Origin of the sequence: Bartonella sp. CL162QHHD (assembly GCF_042195435.1) — a bacterium.
In the GTDB taxonomy this organism is placed as follows: domain Bacteria; phylum Pseudomonadota; class Alphaproteobacteria; order Rhizobiales; family Rhizobiaceae; genus Bartonella.
The window spans coordinates 75,132-95,628 of the sequence record NZ_JBHIOG010000061.1; the positions used below are offsets into that span (position 1 = coordinate 75,132).

Sequence of the window (20,497 nt, forward strand, 5' to 3'; positions counted from 1 at the left end):
AAATGTGGAATCTTACGGTATTCAGGGTTCTAATTTAACTTGAATAACACTAAATTATCTTTATAATCAATATGTTATAAATTTATAAAAAACTTTCATAAATATTTCTATTCAAGTTTATTAACATAATGGAATAAAAAATAAGAAAATACACATTTTTAACAATGCTTTCTGCACAATAATGCCTCTCATAAAATTATTCGTACCTTTTCACTGAGCGGCAAAATCCCCATAGACTACCACAATTGAAACTTTTTAGCTCTCTTACAAAATCACATGCCGGAAAATGACTATCTATTAAAACACTCCAGCGCTAACATATTACCCTTATCTGTAAAATCGTCGCCCTCACACAAAATAGAATACCATTGTATCACGAATTCACGCACTCGTTTAAAAACACCGTCTCTCAATACGCATTATTCCTATTTCAAGACGCTACCCATAAATAATATAATACAAAATTCTCCATGAAATGTATAAGGCCCATTCTCCATCTTTACTCTATAAATATGTAAACTGATCGCCTCATACTTTTGCCAGTTAAAAATGTTTTGAAAAAACTTGGCACTTTAGAGTACTCATGAGAACTATCTGTACTCCTTTCTTTAAAAATTTTATTCACATGCCAATCCAATTTTATGGCGTGCAAAAAATGGTTTCGATTGATTCACCATAAACAAATTTTAAGATAAAAGGATCTTATGATATTTAGTCCCTAATTCAAACTGAAAAATTATAAACTATCATTATAAATCAAATTGTTATGATAAAAATTTTCAATATCCATCAATCTGTAAACAGATTGTTTTCTCTCTAAATGCGCTTCATCTGCAAACCACTTCATGTGATTCATTTCACAGACAGATTGGCCAAATTCTTGGTTCTAAAATATTCTGCTCAACTCTATATTTATTCAAGCTAATTGAAATCAAAATCCCTGTTAAGAAAAAAACCAAAATCAGACAGAGGCAATATCGCATTTTAAAATATGTGAATGTATCTTATATAACAGCACGACAAGACAATATTTTACAGCATAAAAGAATAAAACTCTTTGAAAGAAATAAAAAGAGAGGTGCATTTTATGTTAACTTACTCTTCACTAAAAACGAAGATTGACACCAGTGCCGATGTGCAAACAATCCAACTTCTTTGAGAAAATTCCTCTTGGCTTCCCACCTCATCTGATTTACTTACATAAGGCTCTATGAAAAAACTCTGCGCTTTAAAATATTGACTACTCACTTAAACACCTTATGTGCAAAGTTTTTGCATATCCTGTATCGCCATTATTAAGTGATAGTGTTACAGTGCAATAGAATACAATAACACTCACGGCATTCGAGAAACTGAAGTTTTATCAATATCGCGATTAAAAACGTAACGTTTTCCATAAACCTCAACAGTTGGAGGTTGACGATTTTTTTCAAAAAAATCATAACCTTTCTTAAGCATAACCCAGAATTGATAATGAGGATCCTTGCTATGACGTGACATATTATCCTCGGTCATGCGGAAAGGAAAAGCCTGTAACTGAAACTCTCTTTGTCCTCCTTTAAAAGCATCCCGTGCAAACGCATAAATCTGAGCCATGTTCTTATCACTCATAGAATAACAACCTGCGGAAAAGCAAGAACCATGCACCATAAGATTGCTTCCTGTGCGACCATTTTCTTGATCATAAAGGTTAGGAAATCCTATATTAAAAGAAAGATAATATTTTGAATAAGGATTCATTTGGTTTGCGCTAATAGTATAAAAACCCTCTGGTGTCTGAAGATCCCCTTCTTTATATTTAGGTCCAAGCTTACCAGACCATTTGCAAATACCATAGCGAGCAACCAAGATAAAAGGTCCTGAACGAGATTGCTTCCAAACTTCAGCAAGATTTTCTTCCTTGAAAAATCGCATTACAATTGGTGCATAAGGATCAATATCGTACAAAGCCATTCTATTCTGGATTTCTTGCGGCAACGGCTGCTCAACCTTAGCACGAATAGAAGCTGGTAATCTTCCTTCACATGCCGTCAATATTCCCATTACAAACAACATGCACACAGCAAGGAATCTGCTAAATGTCATCGAATAAAACTCCAATCCAACACCCCTCACAAAAATAACCTATGTTAGAGATCGACCAATTTGAAGATATTTTTCCCTTCGCTCTTGTTTAAGGGCTTCCCCATCTTTTCCAGCCATAGCTTTTAAAGCCTCTGAAATAACATCACCCGTTGCATCAATGGCAATCTCTTTGCCACGATGTGCTCCCCCTAAAGGTTCCGAAATAATGCCATCAATAATCTTTAAGCGATACAAATCTTGAGCGGTAATACGCATATTCATTGCAGCATCTTTCGCACGAGCTGGATCACGCCATAAAATAGAAGCTGCTCCTTCTGGTGAAATAACAGAATAAATTGCGTGCTCCAACATATAAACTTTATTGGCAGCCGCGATTGCTATCGCCCCTCCAGAACCGCCTTCTCCAATAACAACGGAAACTACAGGAATTTTCAAACGCAAAGTTGTAGCTGTTGATTGGGCAATTGCTTCTGCCTGCCCCCGTTCTTCAGCACTCACACCAGGATAAGCGCCTGCCGTATCAACAAAAGTGAGAAGTGGCAAACCAAAACGATCAGCCATTTCCATAATACGTACAGCTTTACGATAGCCTTCTGGACGTGCAGAACCAAAATTATAGCGCAAACGTGTTTGCGTGTCATAACCTTTCTCTTGACCGATATAAGCAACGGCCTCACCTTTAAAGCGTGCAAACCCCGCTTGAATAGCCTCATCTTCAGCAAACTTGCGATCTCCGGCCAAAGGCGTAACGTCACTCAATAGGCGTTTAGAATAGTCCATAAAATGGGGACGATCAGGATGACGAGCGACTTGTGTTTTTTGCCACGGCGATAATTTTTTATAAATATCGCGCAACGCTGTTTGGGAACGCGTTTCAAGGCGAGCAATCTCATCGCTCATATTAAGACTGCCTTTTTCCTGAGAAATTTTTTTTAATTCAAGAATTTTCCCATCAAGATCAGCAACTGGTTTTTCAAAATCAAGATAATTATACATTTGTGTCAACTCATTCAGTGTCACTTATACACTTATAATTTGCTTTATAAAGTCTTTTTCAAAAACATCACCTTTTCTTTAACGAGCCTTTTGCTCATCGGCAAGTGGATGATGCTCATTGACTAAACGATAAAGTCCCTCTTCCAACACATGGGTATAAATCTGAGTAGTAGCAATATCAGAGTGACCTAACAAATGTTGAACGGCACGCAAATCAGCACCATTTTGCAAAAGATGACTAGCAAAAGCATGACGCAACACATGGGGAGAAAAGCTATCACTTTCTATTCCTGCTCTTCTAGCGAGATTTTTCAACTCCCGCGCAACGACTTGACGAGCAATATATCCTGTCTCGGAATGCGCGGGAAAAAGATAAGAACTCGTAGCACCCTTTCCCTGATCACGCAAGTTTAACCACTGTGAAAGAACTTGGCATGCTTTTTTTGATAACAGCACCATTCGTTCTTTTTTGCCCTTACCACGAACCAAAACGCTGTACTCCTTCCTTCGAACAGACTGAACCGGCAGACTCACCAACTCACTGATGCGTAATCCCGTTGCATACAGCATTTCAATCAATAGCTGAAGACGCAGTGCACGGAAATACTCTTTGGACCCATAATCTGCTTGATTGACTTCTAACTGTGCCAAATCAAGCAATTTTATCACTGCATCTTCACTCATGATTTTGGGCAAAGGACGCCCCTGACGAGGTGCATCAATATCATGAGAGGGATCATCTGCTCTCAACCCTTCAGCATAAAGAAATTGATAAAACTGACGCAAAGTCGATAAACGGCGCGCTTGCGATGATGCCGCAAAACCAAAAGTATGCATAAGCGACAAAAGGGTAATTAAATCTTCTTTTTGTGCTGAAAAAAGCGAAACAGAGTGTGAAGACAATTCGTCTTGTGCCCACTGCAAATCATGCTGATAAGCCGCAAGTGTATGAGGTGAAGCCCCTCTCTCCGCGCTCATCATCTCAAGAAAATGATCTATCACAGCACCACTTTTCATTTCATTGATTCACTTCCGTAGAAAGATTCCATGAATCCAAGGGAACATCAATGTACATATCCACAGTTACTGGTTCAACCCAAACCACAAGAGCACCCATTATAATGAAAAGAACAGAAAACAAAATGAAAAGAATCATCAAAAATCTAGTCAATGTTGGCATAAGACAATAACCTACCCAAAAATATTCTATCTCGTATAATGCCTCACAAAGATTAACAGGAATTGACTTTAAGATGGATAAATGCCGAAATAAAGTTATGAAAAGCAATCGACCAAAACGAATCCCCATAACACAAATAAAGAATCAGCTCTTATCGTCCCTTGATAAAAGAGCACTTGTCCTTGTTGGCCTTATGGGGGCAGGCAAATCAGTGATCGGAAAACGCGTCGCCACCATGCTTCGTTTACCCTTTTATGATTCTGACCAAGAAATTGAAAAAGCTGCACAAATGACAATCACGGAACTCTTTGAAATTTATGGTGAATCCGAATTTCGTGCTCTTGAACAGCGTGTTATTCTAAACCTCATGAAAAAAAGTCCCCTTATTTTAGCAACAGGTGGTGGTGCCTACATAAATGAAAATATCCGAAAAGCCATTCAAAAAAATGGTATATCTATATGGCTAAAAGTCGATCTTGATATCCTCATGCAACGTGTCTCAAAGCACCCGACACGTCCCCTGCTTAAAACAGCCAATCCTAAAGAAACCATGCAAAAACTCATGGAACAGCGTTATCCTATCTATGAAAAGGCAAACTTAACAATTAACAGTCATAAAGAAAGCCGTCATACCGTAGCACAAAATGTTATACGATCCGTACAGCACTACCTATACACAGAAATTAACAATAGGGATAACCAGCATGCAAACCAAAACCGTCACTGTTAAACTGGACAAACACTGTTACGATATCATCATTGGTCCGGGTCTGATTACACAAGCTGCTTCACAGATTAAACATGCTCTTAACAAAAAAGATCCTTATCCAACGCGCTTTGCACTTGTTACAGATACAAATGTTGCTTCCCTTCATTTGGAGATATTGCAAGCAGAATTAACAAAAAATAAAATTCATACTGTCCCTATTATTGTAGAAGCGGGAGAACAATCAAAATCATTTTCAACCCTGCAAGTTGTCATCGATCAAATTCTTGCTGCGCGTTTAGAAAGAGGCGACTGTGTTATTGCTTTTGGCGGTGGTGTCATTGGCGATCTAGCAGGATTTGCGGCAAGTATAATCCGCCGTGGTATGAACTTCATTCAAATGCCCACAACGCTTCTTGCACAAATTGATTCCTCTGTTGGTGGAAAAACGGGCATCAACAGCCGATATGGCAAAAATCTTATTGGTGCTTTTTTTCAACCGCAATGCGTTATTGCTGACACCTGTGTCCTTGATACCCTATCACTGCGTGAATTTCGTGCTGGTTACGCGGAAATGGTCAAATATGGACTCATTAACCAGCCTGATTTTTTTGAATGGCTTGAAAAAAATGGACAAGAAGTCTTTTCTAATGGCCCTATGCGAACAGAAGCCATTGTCCGCTCATGCCAATTTAAAGCTGCCATTGTAGCACGTGACGAACACGAAACAGGAGAGCGCGCACTCTTAAATCTCGGCCATACATTTGGACACATGCTTGAAACAGCAACCGCTTATGACTCAAAGCGTTTAATTCACGGTGAAGCTGTAGCAATTGGAATGATTCTAGCGCATCAATTTTCTGCTCAATTAAATTTAATAAGCCCCACGCTTACACAACGCGTTGAAGCACACCTTAAAGCAATAGGATTACCTACACAATTAAAGGATATCCCAGGGTGTCTACCAGATGCTGAAACTTTAATGACTCTCATTGCCCAAGATAAAAAAGTTTTACAAAATAATTTGACCTTCATCTTAACGCGCGGACTTGGCCAATCATTTATTGCAAAAAATGTTTCACCAGATGCAGTTTTATCTTTTTTGGAACAAAAATTAACAGAAATTCGTTAATTCATATTGAATATAATTGATTCGTTTTTATACTTCTATTAAAGATTAAATATGATGATGTCTGCGTAGCTCAGTAGGATAGAGCACAGGATTCCTAAAGAAATTGGGCACTTTGAGGAGAAATCCTCAAAGTGAATCTGCTCAAATTCGGGGAAAGCTTCATGGGCGACTATATGCCAATCCCGAGCCAAGTCTCTCTTCAAATGAGAGAAAGGTGTAGAGACTGAACGGGCAGCACCTAAAGAGCAAAAGCTTCAAGGTGAAGAGACAGTCCAGACCACAAACAGCCGATAAGGCTGGCGGTGAAAATCGAAGTGGTATGAATCCTGGGGTCGCAGGTTCGAATCCTGCCGTAGACACCATCGTATCAGTCAAATTATTCTTTGTGCACAATATTAGGAATATAGGGAAGCATCATGAAAAAAACTTTGCACATTTTAGGATTTTTCACCGCTTTAAGTTTATCACTCTTCAGCTCAAACAATAGCTTAGCTGGTTCTTTAATCATTGAAGTACCAGACAATCCAGAGCCCAAAACAGAGATCATTACCTATCAGTGTGATACTGAAACAGGTAAAGAGCGCGTTGAGGCAGTCTATCTTAATGCTGATAATATTTCGTTGGTTGATTTCAAATGGAACGGTGATCGTGTCATTGCTGCTAATGTCATCGCTGCGACAGGAGCAAAATTTGCAGGAGCTCAGTATATCTGGTGGGAGAAGAACAAAGAAGTCACGCTTTATGACCTTGCTCAGGATCCAGAAGAAAAAAAACCTATCCTCTGTAAAGATGAGTCAACATTATTATTTTAAATAACACGGGAAATATTATGAAAAAAATTTCTTTTACTAAACAATTTTTCATTACTTTAAGTGTGTTCCTCCTCGGTTCAATTAATGCATTAGCAAGTTCTTTAGTCATTAAAGTACCAGATGATCCAGAACCAACAACAGAGACCGTCTCCTATCAATGCGATATGGGAACAAGCAAAGAGCATGTTGAAGCAACTTATCATAATGCTGGCAATATTGCGCTTGTTGATTTAAAATGGAACGGTAAGCGCATCGTTGGTTCTAATGTAATTGCCGCTTCTGGAGGAAAATATGTGGGTGGTCAATACATTTGGTGGATAACTAAAAATGAAGCCATATTTTACGATCTTATTAATGATCCAAAAGAAGAAAAGCCCATCCACTGTGTAGAAGAAAAAAGCACAGAATAAGGAAGGTTCTTACATTTCAAGAACCGCGCTGGCTCTCATCTCTTGATGTTCCTTCTGATGTGGGTAACTTTTCCTCCGTCTGGTGTAATAAAAGAGCCAGCGGTTTTTCTGACTGTTCTTCTGAATGATGTCGATAAGCTGCTGTATGTGAAAGCAACATAGAAGCTATCGGCGCTGTTAAAAACAAAAAAAACATCAGCAACGCTTCATGAAAAACAAAATAATGGTCCACAAATATTGAATAAAGAAATGAAGAAATAAGAATACTACCAACGCCCCAACTCGTACATACTGAAAGCATATGCAAACGCTTATAAAAATTGGAAAAACGCACCAAACCTATTGTTGCGATCAATGTCAGTCCCGACCCTAATATTAAGAAAATCGTGATAGCAATAGCAACCACAAGCGATACATCATCTTTCATTCAATAATCTCCCCTCGCATGAGAAATTTCGCCAAAGCAATACTCGAGACTGGACCCAACAACCCAATAATGAGAGCTGCGACAAAATAAATGGTTGTTCCAGAACGAATATCGAATGTAAGAAACAAAAGAATAGTGGTTATATAAAGGGCATCCAAACCAACAATTCTATCCTGTGCCCGTGGACCACGAATCAACCGAAACAGCGCGAAAATCACCGCTAAACTTAAAAAAAACTGTGAAAAGAAAAGCCCCCAATAAAGAATCACCATACTCATAAAAAAATCTCCAAAAGCAATTGCTCATACCGTTGTTTGATCAACTGTTTGTAATCATATCCATTTTTTAAATTTAAGACATGAAGCAAAAGTTCACCCTTTTTACTATTATAGGCAACCCAAGCAGTTCCAGGGGTTGCCGAAAGGATGCACGCTAAAATAGCCAAAGCAGTGCGATTATGAAGCAGAAGAGGTACTACAATAAAACCAGACTTCTGCTCTCGAGACCTTTTTGTTAAAACAAACCAAGCCACCGAAACATTTGAGAATATAGAATCTATAAATACTCGAAAAACGAGACGAAAAACCGCACTCCAGCTTTTAATAACAGCCTTCTCTGGCTCCAGAAGCCGTATCATCCAACCACAAAACAAAGCGGTTAAAATTCCTAAAAGCAATTGCCCTAAACTAAAACCATTTAAAATAAGCCACATAAGGACAATGCCACCACTGAAAAAAGGGGAAGTATAAAAACGATTCATTTACTCATCTCCCTATTTTCGAGAGAAAAATCCGTTAAAACGCTCCCAATATAGTTTTGAGGTTCATACAAAGTCTTAGCGGTTTCAGACATATAATGACTAACAGGACTGGCTACAATTGTTATAAAAAAACACAAGGCAAGAAGAACGGCAATAGGTGCAAATTCTATCACCTGCACACGAGGAACGCGACCTTCAAGAGAAATCCAAAAAGTTCGGATACCCGTTCGTGTCAGTGCAATCAAAGCTGCAAAGCCAGAGAGGGTGACAAAAACTACAAAAAGCCAATCTTGGTAAACCGGAAGAGAGGCAAAAAAATCCTCTCTACTATGGTTTAAAATTGCCATGAACATCATAAGTTTAGCAACAAAACCAGAAAAAGGTGGCAATCCAATAATCAAAATGGCACAGATACCAAAACAAGCCCCAAGAATTGCCAAGGTTACAGGGAAATATGTGCCAACTTCATCTTCTTCCTCCTCTTCATCGTCACCATAAACCTCCATTGTGACAGCAAGAACATTAGCAGCCACATCTTGACAGCGTTCAACCAACTCTACCAAAAGAAAAAAAGCTCCCAGTGCTAAAGTTGAAGAAACAATATAAAAAAGTGCACCTGCTGTCAGTGCTGCATTGCCGATGCCGATCGCAGCCAACAATGTACCAGAAGAGACAAGGACACTATAAGCTGCCAAACGCACCAAAACTTGACTCGCCAATACCCCAATAAAACCAACAATCATAGTGGCAAGCCCACCATAAAACAAAACCGTATGACCAAAATGGTTAAAATATTCACTTTCAGGACTAAACCATAGCAACGTTAAACGTAAAATAATATAAATACCCACCTTGCTCAAAAGTGCAAAAGAAGCTCCAACGGGTGCTGCTGCTGCACTGTAAGTTAGCACCAACCAAAAATTAAGCGGCCACATACCCGCTTTAAGCAAAAAAGCAATACCTAAAAGTGCAACACCTATTTCGAACAAAACAATATCTGTAGAAGATATATATTTTATTTTAACAGCCAAATCGGCCATATTAAGAGTACCAACGACTCCATAAATGAGCGCTATACCCACTAAAAAAAATAATGAAGCAACAAGATTAACCACGACATAATGCAACCCTGCGCGCACGCGTGTCTGACCAGAACCATGCAAAGCAAGCCCATAGGAAGCCGTTAACATAACTTCAAAAAACACAAATAAATTAAATAAATCGCCGGTCAAAAAAGCACCATTTATTCCCACCATAAAAAATTGCATTAGTGACTGAAAATGAGAACCAGCTTTGTACCAATGAGCCCGCGCAAAAACCAACACGCTAGTCACCAACAAGCTGGAAAGTAAAAGCATCATAGCGCTTAAGCGATCAAGGACTAAAACAATTCCAAAAGAAGACGGCCAATTACCAAGTCGATAAACATCGCAAGCCGGTGCTATTTCAAGAGTACGTATAATCAATAAAATGGCAGTAACGACCAACAGTCCCGCAGAAGAAAGACTGATGAATGATTTAAGTTTTGCACGACGTTCATCATAAAAAAGAAGAAGTGCTCCAGTGATTAACGGCAAAAGAATAGGCAAAATAAGGAGATGATGCACCCCTACTTCCATTATTGCACCTCACGTCCATCAACGTGATCAGAACCCGTTAAACCACGTGAAACCAACAAGATAACTAAAAATAAAGCTGTTGTTGCAAAACCAATCACAATCGCAGTTAACACCAAGGCTTGTGGGAGAGGATCGACATAATTAGCTGGATTAATAACAGTGGTAGGATCAACAATTGGAGCAGCATTACTACGCGGTCTACTCATTGAAAATATAAAAAGATTAACACCATAGGAGATCAAGGACAAACCAAGAATGACTTGAAAAGTACGTGGACGCAAAACAAGCCAAATACCTGATCCGACAAAAACACCAATACCCAAAGAAAGAACAATTTCCATTAATTTTCCTTCTCTTTTAAAATAGGTTTCTTACCGATTCGGTAACTCCGAATTGACTGGTGTGCAAGTGCAATTAAAATGAGAACAGTTGCTCCCAACACAAGAGAAAGTACACCAAAATCAAACAAAAAAGCAGATGTCATGGGAACTTTCCCAATTAACGGAAGATGAATATATCGAAAAAAGGATGTTAAAAAAGGATATCCAAAAAACCAAGAGCCCATCCCCGTTACAACTGACAACAATAAGCCAAAGCCTATCCAACGCAAAGGTAAAACTCTCAAATGCGTTTCCACCCACCGAATATCGCGTGCAAGATATTGTAAAATAAACCCTATCGCCAAAGTAATACCACCGACAAATCCACCTCCTGGCAGATCATGCCCTCGCATGAATAAATAAATAGCAAAAGCAATAATAATCGGAAAGAGCCAACCCATAATAACAGCAGGAACAGCTAAATAATTTAATACTGTATCTCCCACATTTCGATTAGGCTGTGCTATATCAAAGGCTTTCTGGATACGTTGTTGAAAAGGCGCATCAATACTCTCAGGCGCAGGACGAAAACGTCGTAAGAGGGCAAAAACAGTAAGGGAAACAACACCCAAAACCACAATTTCTCCCATGGTATCAAAACCACGGAAATCAACCAACAACACATTCACAACATTGCGACCACCAGCATCTGAGTAAGCATGCGTTAGAAAAAAATCAGAAATCGTTGTACCTTGAGGACGTGTCATCACTGCAAAAGAAAGCCATGCTACACCAGCACCTCCTACAAGGGATATGATGAAATCACGGAAACGACGCAAACGAATCCAAAAATGAACAGCAGCTGGCCCAGGATCATGCAAACGTTTAGGCAACCACCGTAAACCAAGCAATAATAAAACGACTGTAACAACCTCAACAACCAATTGTGTTATTGCTAAATCAGGAGCAGAAAGCCATAAAAAGGTTGCACAAGTCATCAAGCCAGCTCCCCCTAAAAGCATAAGTGAAGCAAGACGATGAAACTTTGCTCGCCAAGCAACTAAAAGCGCACATAATCCGCCAACCAGCCAAAGAGCGAGAAAAGGAATATCAAGTGGAAAAAGCGGTAATGTCCCCACTGGAATGAAACCATCGCACCAAAGTAAAAGACCAACAAATGCAAAACAGACCCAAAAAATCCAATGCAACTGGATCTGCAAACGGCGTGTTGACAAAGCAGATTCCACCGCACGGGCCCATTTCCAAGAAATAATTACGAGAATGCGTTCAAAAATACGCGGTCCTTTTAAGTGACGGAAAAAAGGAGCCCCATCATCACAGGATAAAAAATAACGATGCCCGACAGCATAGAGCAATCCGCCCCCTAATAATGCAACAAAACTCATCACTAATGGAGTGTTAAACCCATGCCAAACAGCCAAACTATAAGGAATTGTCATTGGTCCTAAAACAGACACGACCGCATTATCTAAAATAGGCCCTATTGTTAAATTAGGGAAAATACCAACCGCTAAACAAATAAACACCAAAAGCTCCATTGGTAAACGCATAAAATGCGGTGGTTCATGGGGAGTCTTGGGTAAATTGTCAGGCTTTGGTCCTAAAAAAACACCGTGAATAAAGCGTATAGAATAAGTCACACTAAACAGACTAGCTAGCGTTGCCACATAAGGCGCAATCCAATCGAGCCATGATTCCATATGCGTTTCAACAGCTTCAGCAAAAAACATCTCTTTCGATAAAAAACCATTCAACAAAGGAACCCCAGCCATCGCTGCACTCGCAACTAAAGCAAGAGTTGCTGTAATAGGCATAGAACGATAAAGCCCTGACAGTTTACGCATATCACGTGTTCCTGTCTCATGATCAATAATGCCAGCAGCCATAAATAAAGAAGCCTTAAAAGTAGCATGATTGGCCATATGAAAGATCGCCGCAACACATGCAAGTGGACTACCAAGACTTAAAAGCGTTGTAATTAATCCAAGATGACTAATAGTCGAGTAAGCAAGCAGTCCTTTTAAGTCTTGCTGAAACATGGAAAAATAGGCACCTAGCAGCAATGTCGAGAGTCCTGAAAAGCCAACCAGCCAAAACCAAGATTCTGTTCCAGAGAGCACAGGCCATAAACGAACAAGCAAAAACAATCCCGCTTTTACCATTGTTGCCGAATGCAAATAAGCCGATACGGGGGTTGGAGCAGCCATCGCGTTGGGTAGCCAAAAATGAAAGGGAAATTGCGCGCTTTTTGTTAACCCTCCCAATAAAATACAAATAAGGATAGGACTATAAAGAGAACTTGACCGGATCATATCTCCAGACTGTAGCACCTTATCCAAATCAAAACTGCCAACAGTATACCCAATCAATAAAACTCCAATAAAAAGGGCAAAGCCGCCAAAACCTGTGATCGTTAGAGCCATACGCGCACCCTCACGCGCACTTGCATTATGGTACCAATAGCCGATCAACAAAAAAGAAAAAATACTAGTGAGTTCCCAGAAAACAACCAAAAAGACGAGATTACCTGATAAAACTATTCCTATCATTGATCCCATAAAAGCCAAAAAAAAGGAAAAAAAACGAGGTACAGAATCCGCTGGATCCATGTAATAACGTGAATAAATGACAACAAGCAGCCCAATCCCTGTAATGAGCAAGCAAAAAAGCCACGATAAACCATCTATACGAAGAATCAAATCGCTTCCCCATTCTGGAAGCCAAGAAATATCTAAACGCACTATGTGGTTTCCGCGAACTTCCGGATAAAGCATTATTGTAAAAATAAGACAGAAAAGCGCGACAATCCCAGCAAACCAGGCTTCATTATTTTTTGCTGTCGAACGAAAAAAGCCAATGACAGCACTTCCACCAAAGGGAAGCAAAACGAGCAATACCAACATTGCTTCCCGTGTTGTCATTCTTTAAACTCCATTTTGCCTTAATATTTTGTCATCGACAAAAACTTATATTCTCACCCCCCATTCCACACTTAATGATAATAAGATTTAATAAAACTTAAAAGCATTTAAAATTTTAAAAAAAACAATGCTGGCATGAAAATACTGCGCACCACACAAGTCTTCTCTTTATTTTAAGAACAATAACGCCCACGACAAGAAGCAATTAAAATTTTATTTAATAATTTCTATCCTTTAAAAAAGCGTGATAAACACTGCTTACGCCCCCCATGAAAAGGCTGAAAACTATTATCATTTTTATTATAAGAGCGATAACGCGCAAGGCAAGATTCAATATGTTGTTTAAGCATCCATGGCTCTTTTTTTTCTAATTTTTCCGAAGAAGAAGTTAAAAACACTTTTTTAGCATCTGGTACAACTTTTAATGATGCGCCTTTTGTGCTTAAGTGCGGTGATGTAATAAATGCCACTTCAGGATACCACCAATTATCACTGTATTTACGATAACCACGCCGATAATGACGATAACCTTTAAAACCATTAAGTTCTCTACGCCCCGTAAAAATCAAAGGCACCGAACTATCTTGGAGAGAGGTCTGAGTAACCAGTTTGGCTTTAGCATCACTCCTATTTTGCCCCCAATTAACAAGAGTGGTTATTATAATGAAAAAACTGCTAACAAATACAAAAGCTAAAGCATAATATAATTTTTTTTTCATACTCATAACAAAAAACTCAACATAATAAACAACAGTAATTACAGAAAGCCTTTCTCTTGCTGGACAGAAACAGATTCTTTTCTTAAGATTCTTTTTTCTTGAGACATTCTGTTACTCTTTGTACTAAACGTTGATCTTGGCAATAAGATCCTACAAAAAAGAATGAATAAATAATGATAAAAACCCCCTACTATCTTATAGACAAATCGAAACTCATCAAAAACATGCAAACAATTTCTCGTTTACGGGAAATGTCCGGAGCTAAAATTTTACTTGCTTTGAAATGTTTTGCCACATGGAGTGTTTTTGATTTAATGTCTGAGTTCATGGATGGAACCACATCATCATCCCTTTATGAACTGCGTTTAGGAAGAGAAAAATTTGGCAAAGAAACCCATGCTTATTCAGTGGCTTGGGCAGATGATGAAATTGATGAAGCCTGTGGTTATGCAGATAAAATCATCTTTAATTCCATCCAACAGCTTCAACGCTTTTCTGATGCAACAAAAACCATTCAAAGAGGTTTAAGGTTAAACCCAGGAATGAGCGCATCAAATTTTGATCTTGCCAACCCCTCTCGCCCTTTTAGCCGCTTAGGAGAAACAAACCAAAGCGCTATCAAAGAAGTTCTACCTCTTATCAACGGATTGATGATCCATAACAATTGTGAAAATGCTGACTTTAATCTTTTTAACCAAATGCTTGGGTATATGGAAGAAAAATTTGCAGAACTTTTTTCTGCTGTTGACTGGATAAGCCTTGGCGGCGGAATCCATTTTACGGCTGAAAATTATCCTCTAGAAGCTTTCGCAAAACGCTTAAAACAATTTTCTAAAACTCATGGTGTCACTCTTTTTCTAGAACCAGGAGAAGCTGCTATTACCAAAAGCACCACACTGGAAGTAAGCGTTCTTGACACATTGTATAATGAAAAAAAACTTGCCATCGTTGATAGCTCCATTGAAGCTCATATGCTTGATCTTTTAATTTATCGTGAGAATGCCAAATTAGAACCCAATCAAGGTCCACACGAAATTATGATTTGTGGAAAGTCTTGTCTTGCCGGCGATATTTTTGGAACATTTCAATTTCAAAAACCTCTTAAAATAGGCGATAGACTGTCTTTTCAGGATGCAGCAGGTTATACAATGGTCAAAAAAAACTGGTTTAATGGCGTTACAATGCCTGCTATTGTTCTCAAAGAGTGCGATGGTACATTAACACTTCAACGCCAATTCAGCTATAACGACTATCAGGAAAGCCTTTCATAAAGATAAACCATAAAAAACGTCATACAACAGTATTAAAAAGGAGATGGACCTACAATGAAAAAAAATGTTCTCATTATTGGTGCCGGAGGTGTTGCACAAGTTGTTGCGCATAAATGCGCTCAAAACAACGATATTCTTGGTGAAATTCATATTGCTTCACGAACACTCAAAAAATGTGAGGCCATCATTGCTTCTATTAAAGAAAAAAACACAATGAAAGAACAGGGTGTTCTCAAAAGCCATTCGCTCAATGCCATGAATGTAGAAGAAACTATAAAGCTCATCCAAAAGACCAAATGCGAAATTGTCATTAATGTTGGTTCTGCCTTTCTTAATATGTCTGTTCTTTCAGCTTGTATTGAAACCAAATGCGCTTATATCGATACCGCAATTCATGAAGACCCATTGAAAATTTGTGAAACACCTCCTTGGTATGGCAATTATGAATGGCCTCGACGTCAAGAATGTGAAAAAGCTGGTATAACCGCTATTTTAGGAGCAGGTTTTGACCCAGGTGTAGTGAACGCTTATGCTGCATTAGCGCGCGATGATTATTTTGATAAAATCACAGATATTGATATTATTGATATTAATGCCGGAAATCATGGGCGTTGGTTTGCTACAAATTTTGATCCAGAAATTAACTTCCGTGAATTTACAGGACAAGTATGGTCATGGCAAAATAAAAAATGGACTTCCAATAAAATGTTTGAAATCAGCCATGAATGGGATCTTCCCGTTGTGGGAAAACAAAAAGCCTATATGACAGGACATGATGAAATTCATTCACTTTCCAAAAATCTTGATGTAGAGAATGTCCGTTTCTGGATGGGATTTAGTGATCGTTATATCACTGTTTTTACGGTTCTAAAAAACCTCGGACTCTTATCCGAACAACCAATTAAAACGGCAGAAGGTCAAGAAGTCGTGCCCTTGAAAGTCGTGAAGGCCGTCTTACCCGACCCTTCCTCTCTCGCCCCAGACTACACAGGAAAAACCTGTATCGGAGATCTTATTAAAGGCGAAAAAGATGGAAACTCGAGAGAAATTTTTATCTATAATATAGCCGATCACAAACAAGCTTTTCATGAAACTGGGGCACAAGGCATTTCCTATACAGCTGGCGTACCAGCAGCCGCAACAGCTCTTCTTATTGCCACAGGCGAATGGGATGTTAAAACTATGGTCAATGTAGAAGAATTACCACCCCACCCTTTCCTTAAATATCTTGATCATATGGGGCTTCCCACTTTTATAAGAGAACAACAAGAGGATAAAAAATTACAATTTTAATACCTATAGAAAGCATATGCTTGATTTTTTAAGTTATCACAAAACTGCCCAATGAAAACAAACTTAATATTCTCGTGTAATTATGGTTTTCAAAAAAATTTTAGCTATTCGTTATATTTTGGCAACATTACGATTTCTTAACAACCTTAAAGAAGAGACATATCATCTTTTTAAGACATAGCAAGCAATGATCAAGAAAAGCAGAGAAGAAAAAACTAACTTAATCACACTGTATGACTTGTCATTATCATCAAAAAGATAGTGTCATAAACAAAAGATATAAAAATACCGCTTTTTTAAAGAAGAGCGGTATTTTGTAGAATATCCAATCCCTCCCCTCTTCATCTTAAATGACAAAGATCCTTAACCCACACCAATCATTAAACAATTCAATTTCTTTGGGTGAATTCCTCTTGGCTTCTCTCTTCATATGATTCATCATCATATATAACACATTGATTTATAACAATAAAATATCATTTTCAACTTGATTCATAACGCTGAATACTGTAAGATTTTCTTATCACAAACTTTCTCACATTGAAGCAATTAAAATCTTTTGTCTGCACATCACAAACAAAGCGAGCGTGTGAGGTAAAATGATAAAAGAACAGAATAAAAATTCTCTTATGAAAACTCTCAAATAATAAAGAGCTTTAGAAATATTGAGAACTGAAAAAGTGTATTATCAATGTCAGCGTGTACTTTTACTAAACATAAAGATGATGGTGCACAATAGGTCTTATAACAGTTTGAATGAATTTCATATATTTCAAGAGAAACTTTACAGCTATACCATTCACGAGCACCATTGCGAAGTAGATTTGGGCATTTTGAGAGATGTTTTCTTAACACAAAGCACGCAGATAGGCTCAGAATCCTATCTTAAATATTTATAACAGTATAAAAACTACCCCATATATAAAACTTTACATAGACTAAACACCACCGCTCTAAACGATAGTGCACAACAGAATAATCAATCAAAACTGCACAACAGATATCTAAAACAGTAATTATCGAAAAGCATACAACAAATGGAACATTTTAATACAATTGGTTATATTCCTTTTTAAAGTTTTAAAATGCTGTTGCATGCTTCACTAATATTTTCCGCCTCATGTGCCTTTTTAAATGTACTTTTTAAAAGCTTTTTAAATATGAAGTGGTTTAGCAAATGTTGCCAAAGCTGCCTCACGCACGGCTTCTGATAAGGTAGGATGTGCATGGCAACAACGTCCCAGATCTTCTGATGAACCACCAAATTCCATTAAAACTGCAATTTCATGGATCATTTCACCAGCACCAAATCCAAGAATATGCCCCCCTAATACCCGATCTGTTTTTTTATCAGAAAGGATTTTAACGAACCCATCACTCTTTTGCATTGCACGTGCACGACCATTAGCCATAAAAGGAAATTTGCCAACATTATATTCAATACCAGCAGTTTTTAGCTCTTCTTCTGTCCTTCCTACACTCGCAATTTCCGGCTGTGTATAAACAACACTAGGAATAACATCAAAATTAACATGTCCTTTTTGACCTGCCAAAATTTCTGCCACAGCAACGCCTTCTTCCTCTGCTTTATGTGCTAACATTGGTCCTTTTACGACATCACCAATTGCATAAATTCCTGGAACATTCGTCTGCCAATGAGCATCAATTGCAATAAATCCGCGTTCATCTAACTGAACACCAGCCTCTTGTAAGCCAAGCCCCTCTGTATAGGGAGAACGTCCAGTAGCAATAAGCACAACATCAGCCTCTAAAGTTTCAGATTCACCACCTTTGACAGATTCAAAGCTCACCTGAGCAGTTGAGCCAGATTGTGTAACAGCTGTCACCTTTGCACCCGTCTTATATTCAATCCCCTGTTTTTCCATTAATTTCTGAAATTGCCGTGAAACTTCACCATCCATTGAGCCCAAAACTTTATTAAGATACTCAATAATGGTCACCTTAGCACCTAAACGGCTCCAAACTGATCCAAGTTCTGAACCAATGACACCAGCACCCACTACAATCATATGCGCTGGTACTTTTTCAAGTGAAAGAGCTCCCGTAGAAGAAACAATAGTCTTTTCATCAATTTCAACATTCACCCCTGGAATGCCTGAACTCTCTGAACCGGTAGCAATAATAATATTTTTTGTTTCAATTGTTTGTTTATTACCATCTCTGGTAACAACTTCCACATGACCCGCACTCAAAATTTTGGCTGTCCCAAAAAAAGTATCAACTTTATTTTTTTTCATCAAAAAAGAAACACCACTCGTATTGGCTGTTACCACAGCTTTCTTATGAACCATCATTTGTTCAAGGTTAAGCTTAGATTTACCAATAGAAATACCAAGCGTTTCAAAACCATGCTGGGTTTCAGAAAACACTTCTGAAGCATGCAACAACGCTTTAGAAGGAATACAACCAACGTTGAGACATGTTCCTCCTAATGTTGTACGCTTTTCAATAATCGCTACTTTAAGTCCCAGTTGTGCCGCCTTTATTGCTGCTACATAACCACCTGGACCCGCTCCGATCACAGCCACATCATAAGACATCCGTTTCTCCTTTCATCCTGAAAACTGTATTTTACAAATCAAGAACAAGGCGTTCCGGATCTTCTAAGCTTTCCTTAACACGCACAAGGAAAGTCACAGCTTCTTGCCCATCCACAATACGGTGATCATAAGAAAGCGCTAAATACATCATGGGACGAATCACAACTTGGCCCTCAACAACCATTGCTCGCTCTTTAATCGCATGCATTCCCAAAATACCAGATTGTGGTGCATTCAAAATCGGTGTTGACATCAACGATCCATACACACCACCATTGGTAATGGTAAAAGTTCCGCCCTGCATATCAGAAACGGCTAATTTTCCATCACGCGCAAGACGTCCCAAACGACCAATCTCTTTTTCAATCTCTGCCAATGACATTTGATCTGCATCTCGCACTACTGGAACAACAAGCCCTTTATCCGTTCCAACAGCAATTCCAACATTGACATAGTTTTTGTAAACAATATCTGTCCCATCAATCTCGGCATTAACAGCAGGAAGTTCTTTTAATGCATGACAAACAGCCTTGGTAAAAAACCCCATAAAACCAAGTTTAACACTATGTTTCTTTTCAAAAAGATCCTTATAACGCTTGCGCAAATCCATCACAGCTGACATATCAACCTCATTAAATGTGGTTAACATCGCTGCTACATTTTGTGCATCTTTAAGACGGCGAGCAATTGTTTGACGCAATTTCGTCATACGAACCCGCTCTTCACGTGTTTCTTGGACAGGAATTGCCGAAGAACTCGTCGCAGAAGAAGAGGGTGTAGGGGCATTTGTACTTTGTTTTAATCCACCAAGAACATCTTCTTTAAGAATTTGTCCACGTTTTCCAGAACCTGAAATATCGCTTTTTGCAACATTATTTTCAGCCATCAATTTTGCTGCTGAAGGAGAAGGAGGCATTGCACTGCTCAAAGCAGACTTCTCCGATTCAGATGAAGCCGCTGGAACAAGTGTAGCAGAAGGTGAAAATGATTGGGAGACACCAGCTTCTCCAGCTTTCACCACTCCTAAAAGAGCATTTACTTCAACCGTATCGCCTTCTTTTGCAATGATTTCAGATAATTTCCCAGCAACAGGAGAAGGAACTTCAACGGTTACCTTATCAGTTTCTAATTCAACCAAAGGCTCATCCATAGCGACAGCTTCGCCAAGTTTTTTAAACCATTTGCCAACCGTTGCTTCGGTAACCGATTCGCCCAAAGTAGGAACACGAATTTCAGTAGTCATAATATTTTTCCATACATCAGA

Annotated in this window: 18 protein-coding genes; 6 read left to right on the top strand and 12 right to left on the bottom strand. The window is 38.6% G+C overall.

Going from position 1 to position 20,497, the window contains the following annotated elements:
* Positions 1-1,335: 1,335 nt before the first annotated feature.
* From ACFILD_RS05975 to ACFILD_RS05985, 3 genes are all read right to left on the bottom strand, one after another.
* Positions 1,336-2,085 carry a murein L,D-transpeptidase family protein gene (locus tag ACFILD_RS05975; protein ID WP_273790140.1) on the bottom strand — a complete coding sequence of 250 codons (750 nt, stop codon included), beginning with the start codon at positions 2,083-2,085 and terminating at the stop codon, positions 1,336-1,338.
* 39 nt (positions 2,086-2,124) lie between these two features.
* On the bottom strand, positions 2,125-3,081 hold the full coding sequence (locus ACFILD_RS05980) for an acetyl-CoA carboxylase carboxyltransferase subunit alpha (RefSeq protein ID WP_375664889.1): 957 nt from the start codon (positions 3,079-3,081) through the stop codon (positions 2,125-2,127).
* A gap of 78 nt (positions 3,082-3,159) precedes the next feature.
* Positions 3,160-4,098, bottom strand: coding sequence for a site-specific tyrosine recombinase XerD (locus ACFILD_RS05985; RefSeq protein WP_273790142.1), 939 nt, complete (start codon positions 4,096-4,098; stop codon positions 3,160-3,162).
* 260 nt (positions 4,099-4,358) lie between these two features.
* Between ACFILD_RS05985 and ACFILD_RS05990 the strand changes: the two genes are divergently transcribed.
* The 4 genes from ACFILD_RS05990 (at position 4,359) to ACFILD_RS06005 (ending at position 7,321) form a co-directional block, all read left to right on the top strand.
* Positions 4,359-4,991 (top strand): shikimate kinase, encoded by a 633-nt coding sequence (locus ACFILD_RS05990; protein ID WP_375630735.1) that lies wholly within the window; start codon positions 4,359-4,361, stop codon positions 4,989-4,991.
* Positions 4,966-6,099, top strand: coding sequence for a 3-dehydroquinate synthase (aroB, locus tag ACFILD_RS05995; protein ID WP_273790143.1), 1,134 nt, complete (start codon positions 4,966-4,968; stop codon positions 6,097-6,099). Before ACFILD_RS05990 ends, aroB begins: the two co-directional genes overlap by 26 nt.
* 416 nt (positions 6,100-6,515) lie before the next feature.
* On the top strand, positions 6,516-6,911 hold the full coding sequence (locus tag ACFILD_RS06000; protein WP_273790144.1) for an MliC family protein: 396 nt from the start codon (positions 6,516-6,518) through the stop codon (positions 6,909-6,911).
* 17 nt (positions 6,912-6,928) lie between these two features.
* Complete coding sequence (locus ACFILD_RS06005; RefSeq protein WP_273790145.1) at positions 6,929-7,321, top strand: MliC family protein; 393 nt, start codon at positions 6,929-6,931, stop codon at positions 7,319-7,321.
* A gap of 16 nt (positions 7,322-7,337) precedes the next feature.
* Here ACFILD_RS06005 and mnhG read toward each other — a convergent pair whose 3' ends face one another.
* The 7 genes from mnhG to ACFILD_RS06040 all read right to left on the bottom strand — a co-directional run bounded on the left by mnhG (position 7,338) and on the right by ACFILD_RS06040 (position 14,114).
* The gene (mnhG, locus tag ACFILD_RS06010; RefSeq protein ID WP_273790146.1) at positions 7,338-7,748 is read right to left on the bottom strand and encodes a monovalent cation/H(+) antiporter subunit G; all 411 of its coding nucleotides are present in this window, start codon (positions 7,746-7,748) and stop codon (positions 7,338-7,340) included.
* The gene (locus tag ACFILD_RS06015) at positions 7,745-8,026 is read right to left on the bottom strand and encodes a K+/H+ antiporter subunit F (RefSeq protein ID WP_273790147.1); all 282 of its coding nucleotides are present in this window, start codon (positions 8,024-8,026) and stop codon (positions 7,745-7,747) included. The genes mnhG and ACFILD_RS06015 overlap by 4 nt, the downstream gene beginning before the upstream one ends.
* The gene (locus tag ACFILD_RS06020; RefSeq protein WP_273790148.1) at positions 8,023-8,508 is read right to left on the bottom strand and encodes a Na+/H+ antiporter subunit E; all 486 of its coding nucleotides are present in this window, start codon (positions 8,506-8,508) and stop codon (positions 8,023-8,025) included. The genes ACFILD_RS06015 and ACFILD_RS06020 overlap by 4 nt, the downstream gene beginning before the upstream one ends.
* The gene (locus ACFILD_RS06025) at positions 8,505-10,127 is read right to left on the bottom strand and encodes a monovalent cation/H+ antiporter subunit D (protein ID WP_375664890.1); all 1,623 of its coding nucleotides are present in this window, start codon (positions 10,125-10,127) and stop codon (positions 8,505-8,507) included. Before ACFILD_RS06025 ends, ACFILD_RS06020 begins: the two co-directional genes overlap by 4 nt.
* The gene (locus ACFILD_RS06030; RefSeq protein WP_273790150.1) at positions 10,127-10,468 is read right to left on the bottom strand and encodes a Na+/H+ antiporter subunit C; all 342 of its coding nucleotides are present in this window, start codon (positions 10,466-10,468) and stop codon (positions 10,127-10,129) included. Before ACFILD_RS06030 ends, ACFILD_RS06025 begins: the two co-directional genes overlap by 1 nt.
* Complete coding sequence (locus ACFILD_RS06035) at positions 10,468-13,389, bottom strand: monovalent cation/H+ antiporter subunit A (protein WP_273790151.1); 2,922 nt, start codon at positions 13,387-13,389, stop codon at positions 10,468-10,470. The genes ACFILD_RS06030 and ACFILD_RS06035 overlap by 1 nt, the downstream gene beginning before the upstream one ends.
* A 227-nt stretch (positions 13,390-13,616) precedes the next feature.
* Positions 13,617-14,114: a BA14K family protein gene (locus ACFILD_RS06040; RefSeq protein WP_273790152.1), complete on the bottom strand. Its 498-nt coding sequence runs from the start codon at positions 14,112-14,114 to the stop codon at positions 13,617-13,619.
* A 167-nt stretch (positions 14,115-14,281) separates the two neighbouring features.
* Here ACFILD_RS06040 and ACFILD_RS06045 point away from each other — a divergent pair, with 167 nt between their 5' ends.
* Positions 14,282-15,379 carry a carboxynorspermidine decarboxylase gene (locus tag ACFILD_RS06045; RefSeq protein ID WP_273790153.1) on the top strand — a complete coding sequence of 366 codons (1,098 nt, stop codon included), beginning with the start codon at positions 14,282-14,284 and terminating at the stop codon, positions 15,377-15,379.
* Between the two features lie 54 nt (positions 15,380-15,433).
* Positions 15,434-16,672 carry a saccharopine dehydrogenase family protein gene (locus tag ACFILD_RS06050; RefSeq protein ID WP_273790154.1) on the top strand — a complete coding sequence of 413 codons (1,239 nt, stop codon included), beginning with the start codon at positions 15,434-15,436 and terminating at the stop codon, positions 16,670-16,672.
* Positions 16,673-17,826: 1,154 nt separating this feature from the next.
* On the opposite strand, the gene lpdA is transcribed toward ACFILD_RS06050, so the two are convergent.
* Both lpdA and odhB read right to left on the bottom strand, forming a co-directional pair.
* Entirely contained in the window at positions 17,827-19,233 is a 1,407-nt protein-coding gene (gene lpdA / locus ACFILD_RS06055) for a dihydrolipoyl dehydrogenase (protein ID WP_375662908.1), read from the bottom strand.
* 31 nt (positions 19,234-19,264) lie between these two features.
* Entirely contained in the window at positions 19,265-20,476 is a 1,212-nt protein-coding gene (gene odhB / locus ACFILD_RS06060) for a 2-oxoglutarate dehydrogenase complex dihydrolipoyllysine-residue succinyltransferase (protein WP_375660487.1), read from the bottom strand.
* Positions 20,477-20,497 lie beyond the last annotated feature (21 nt).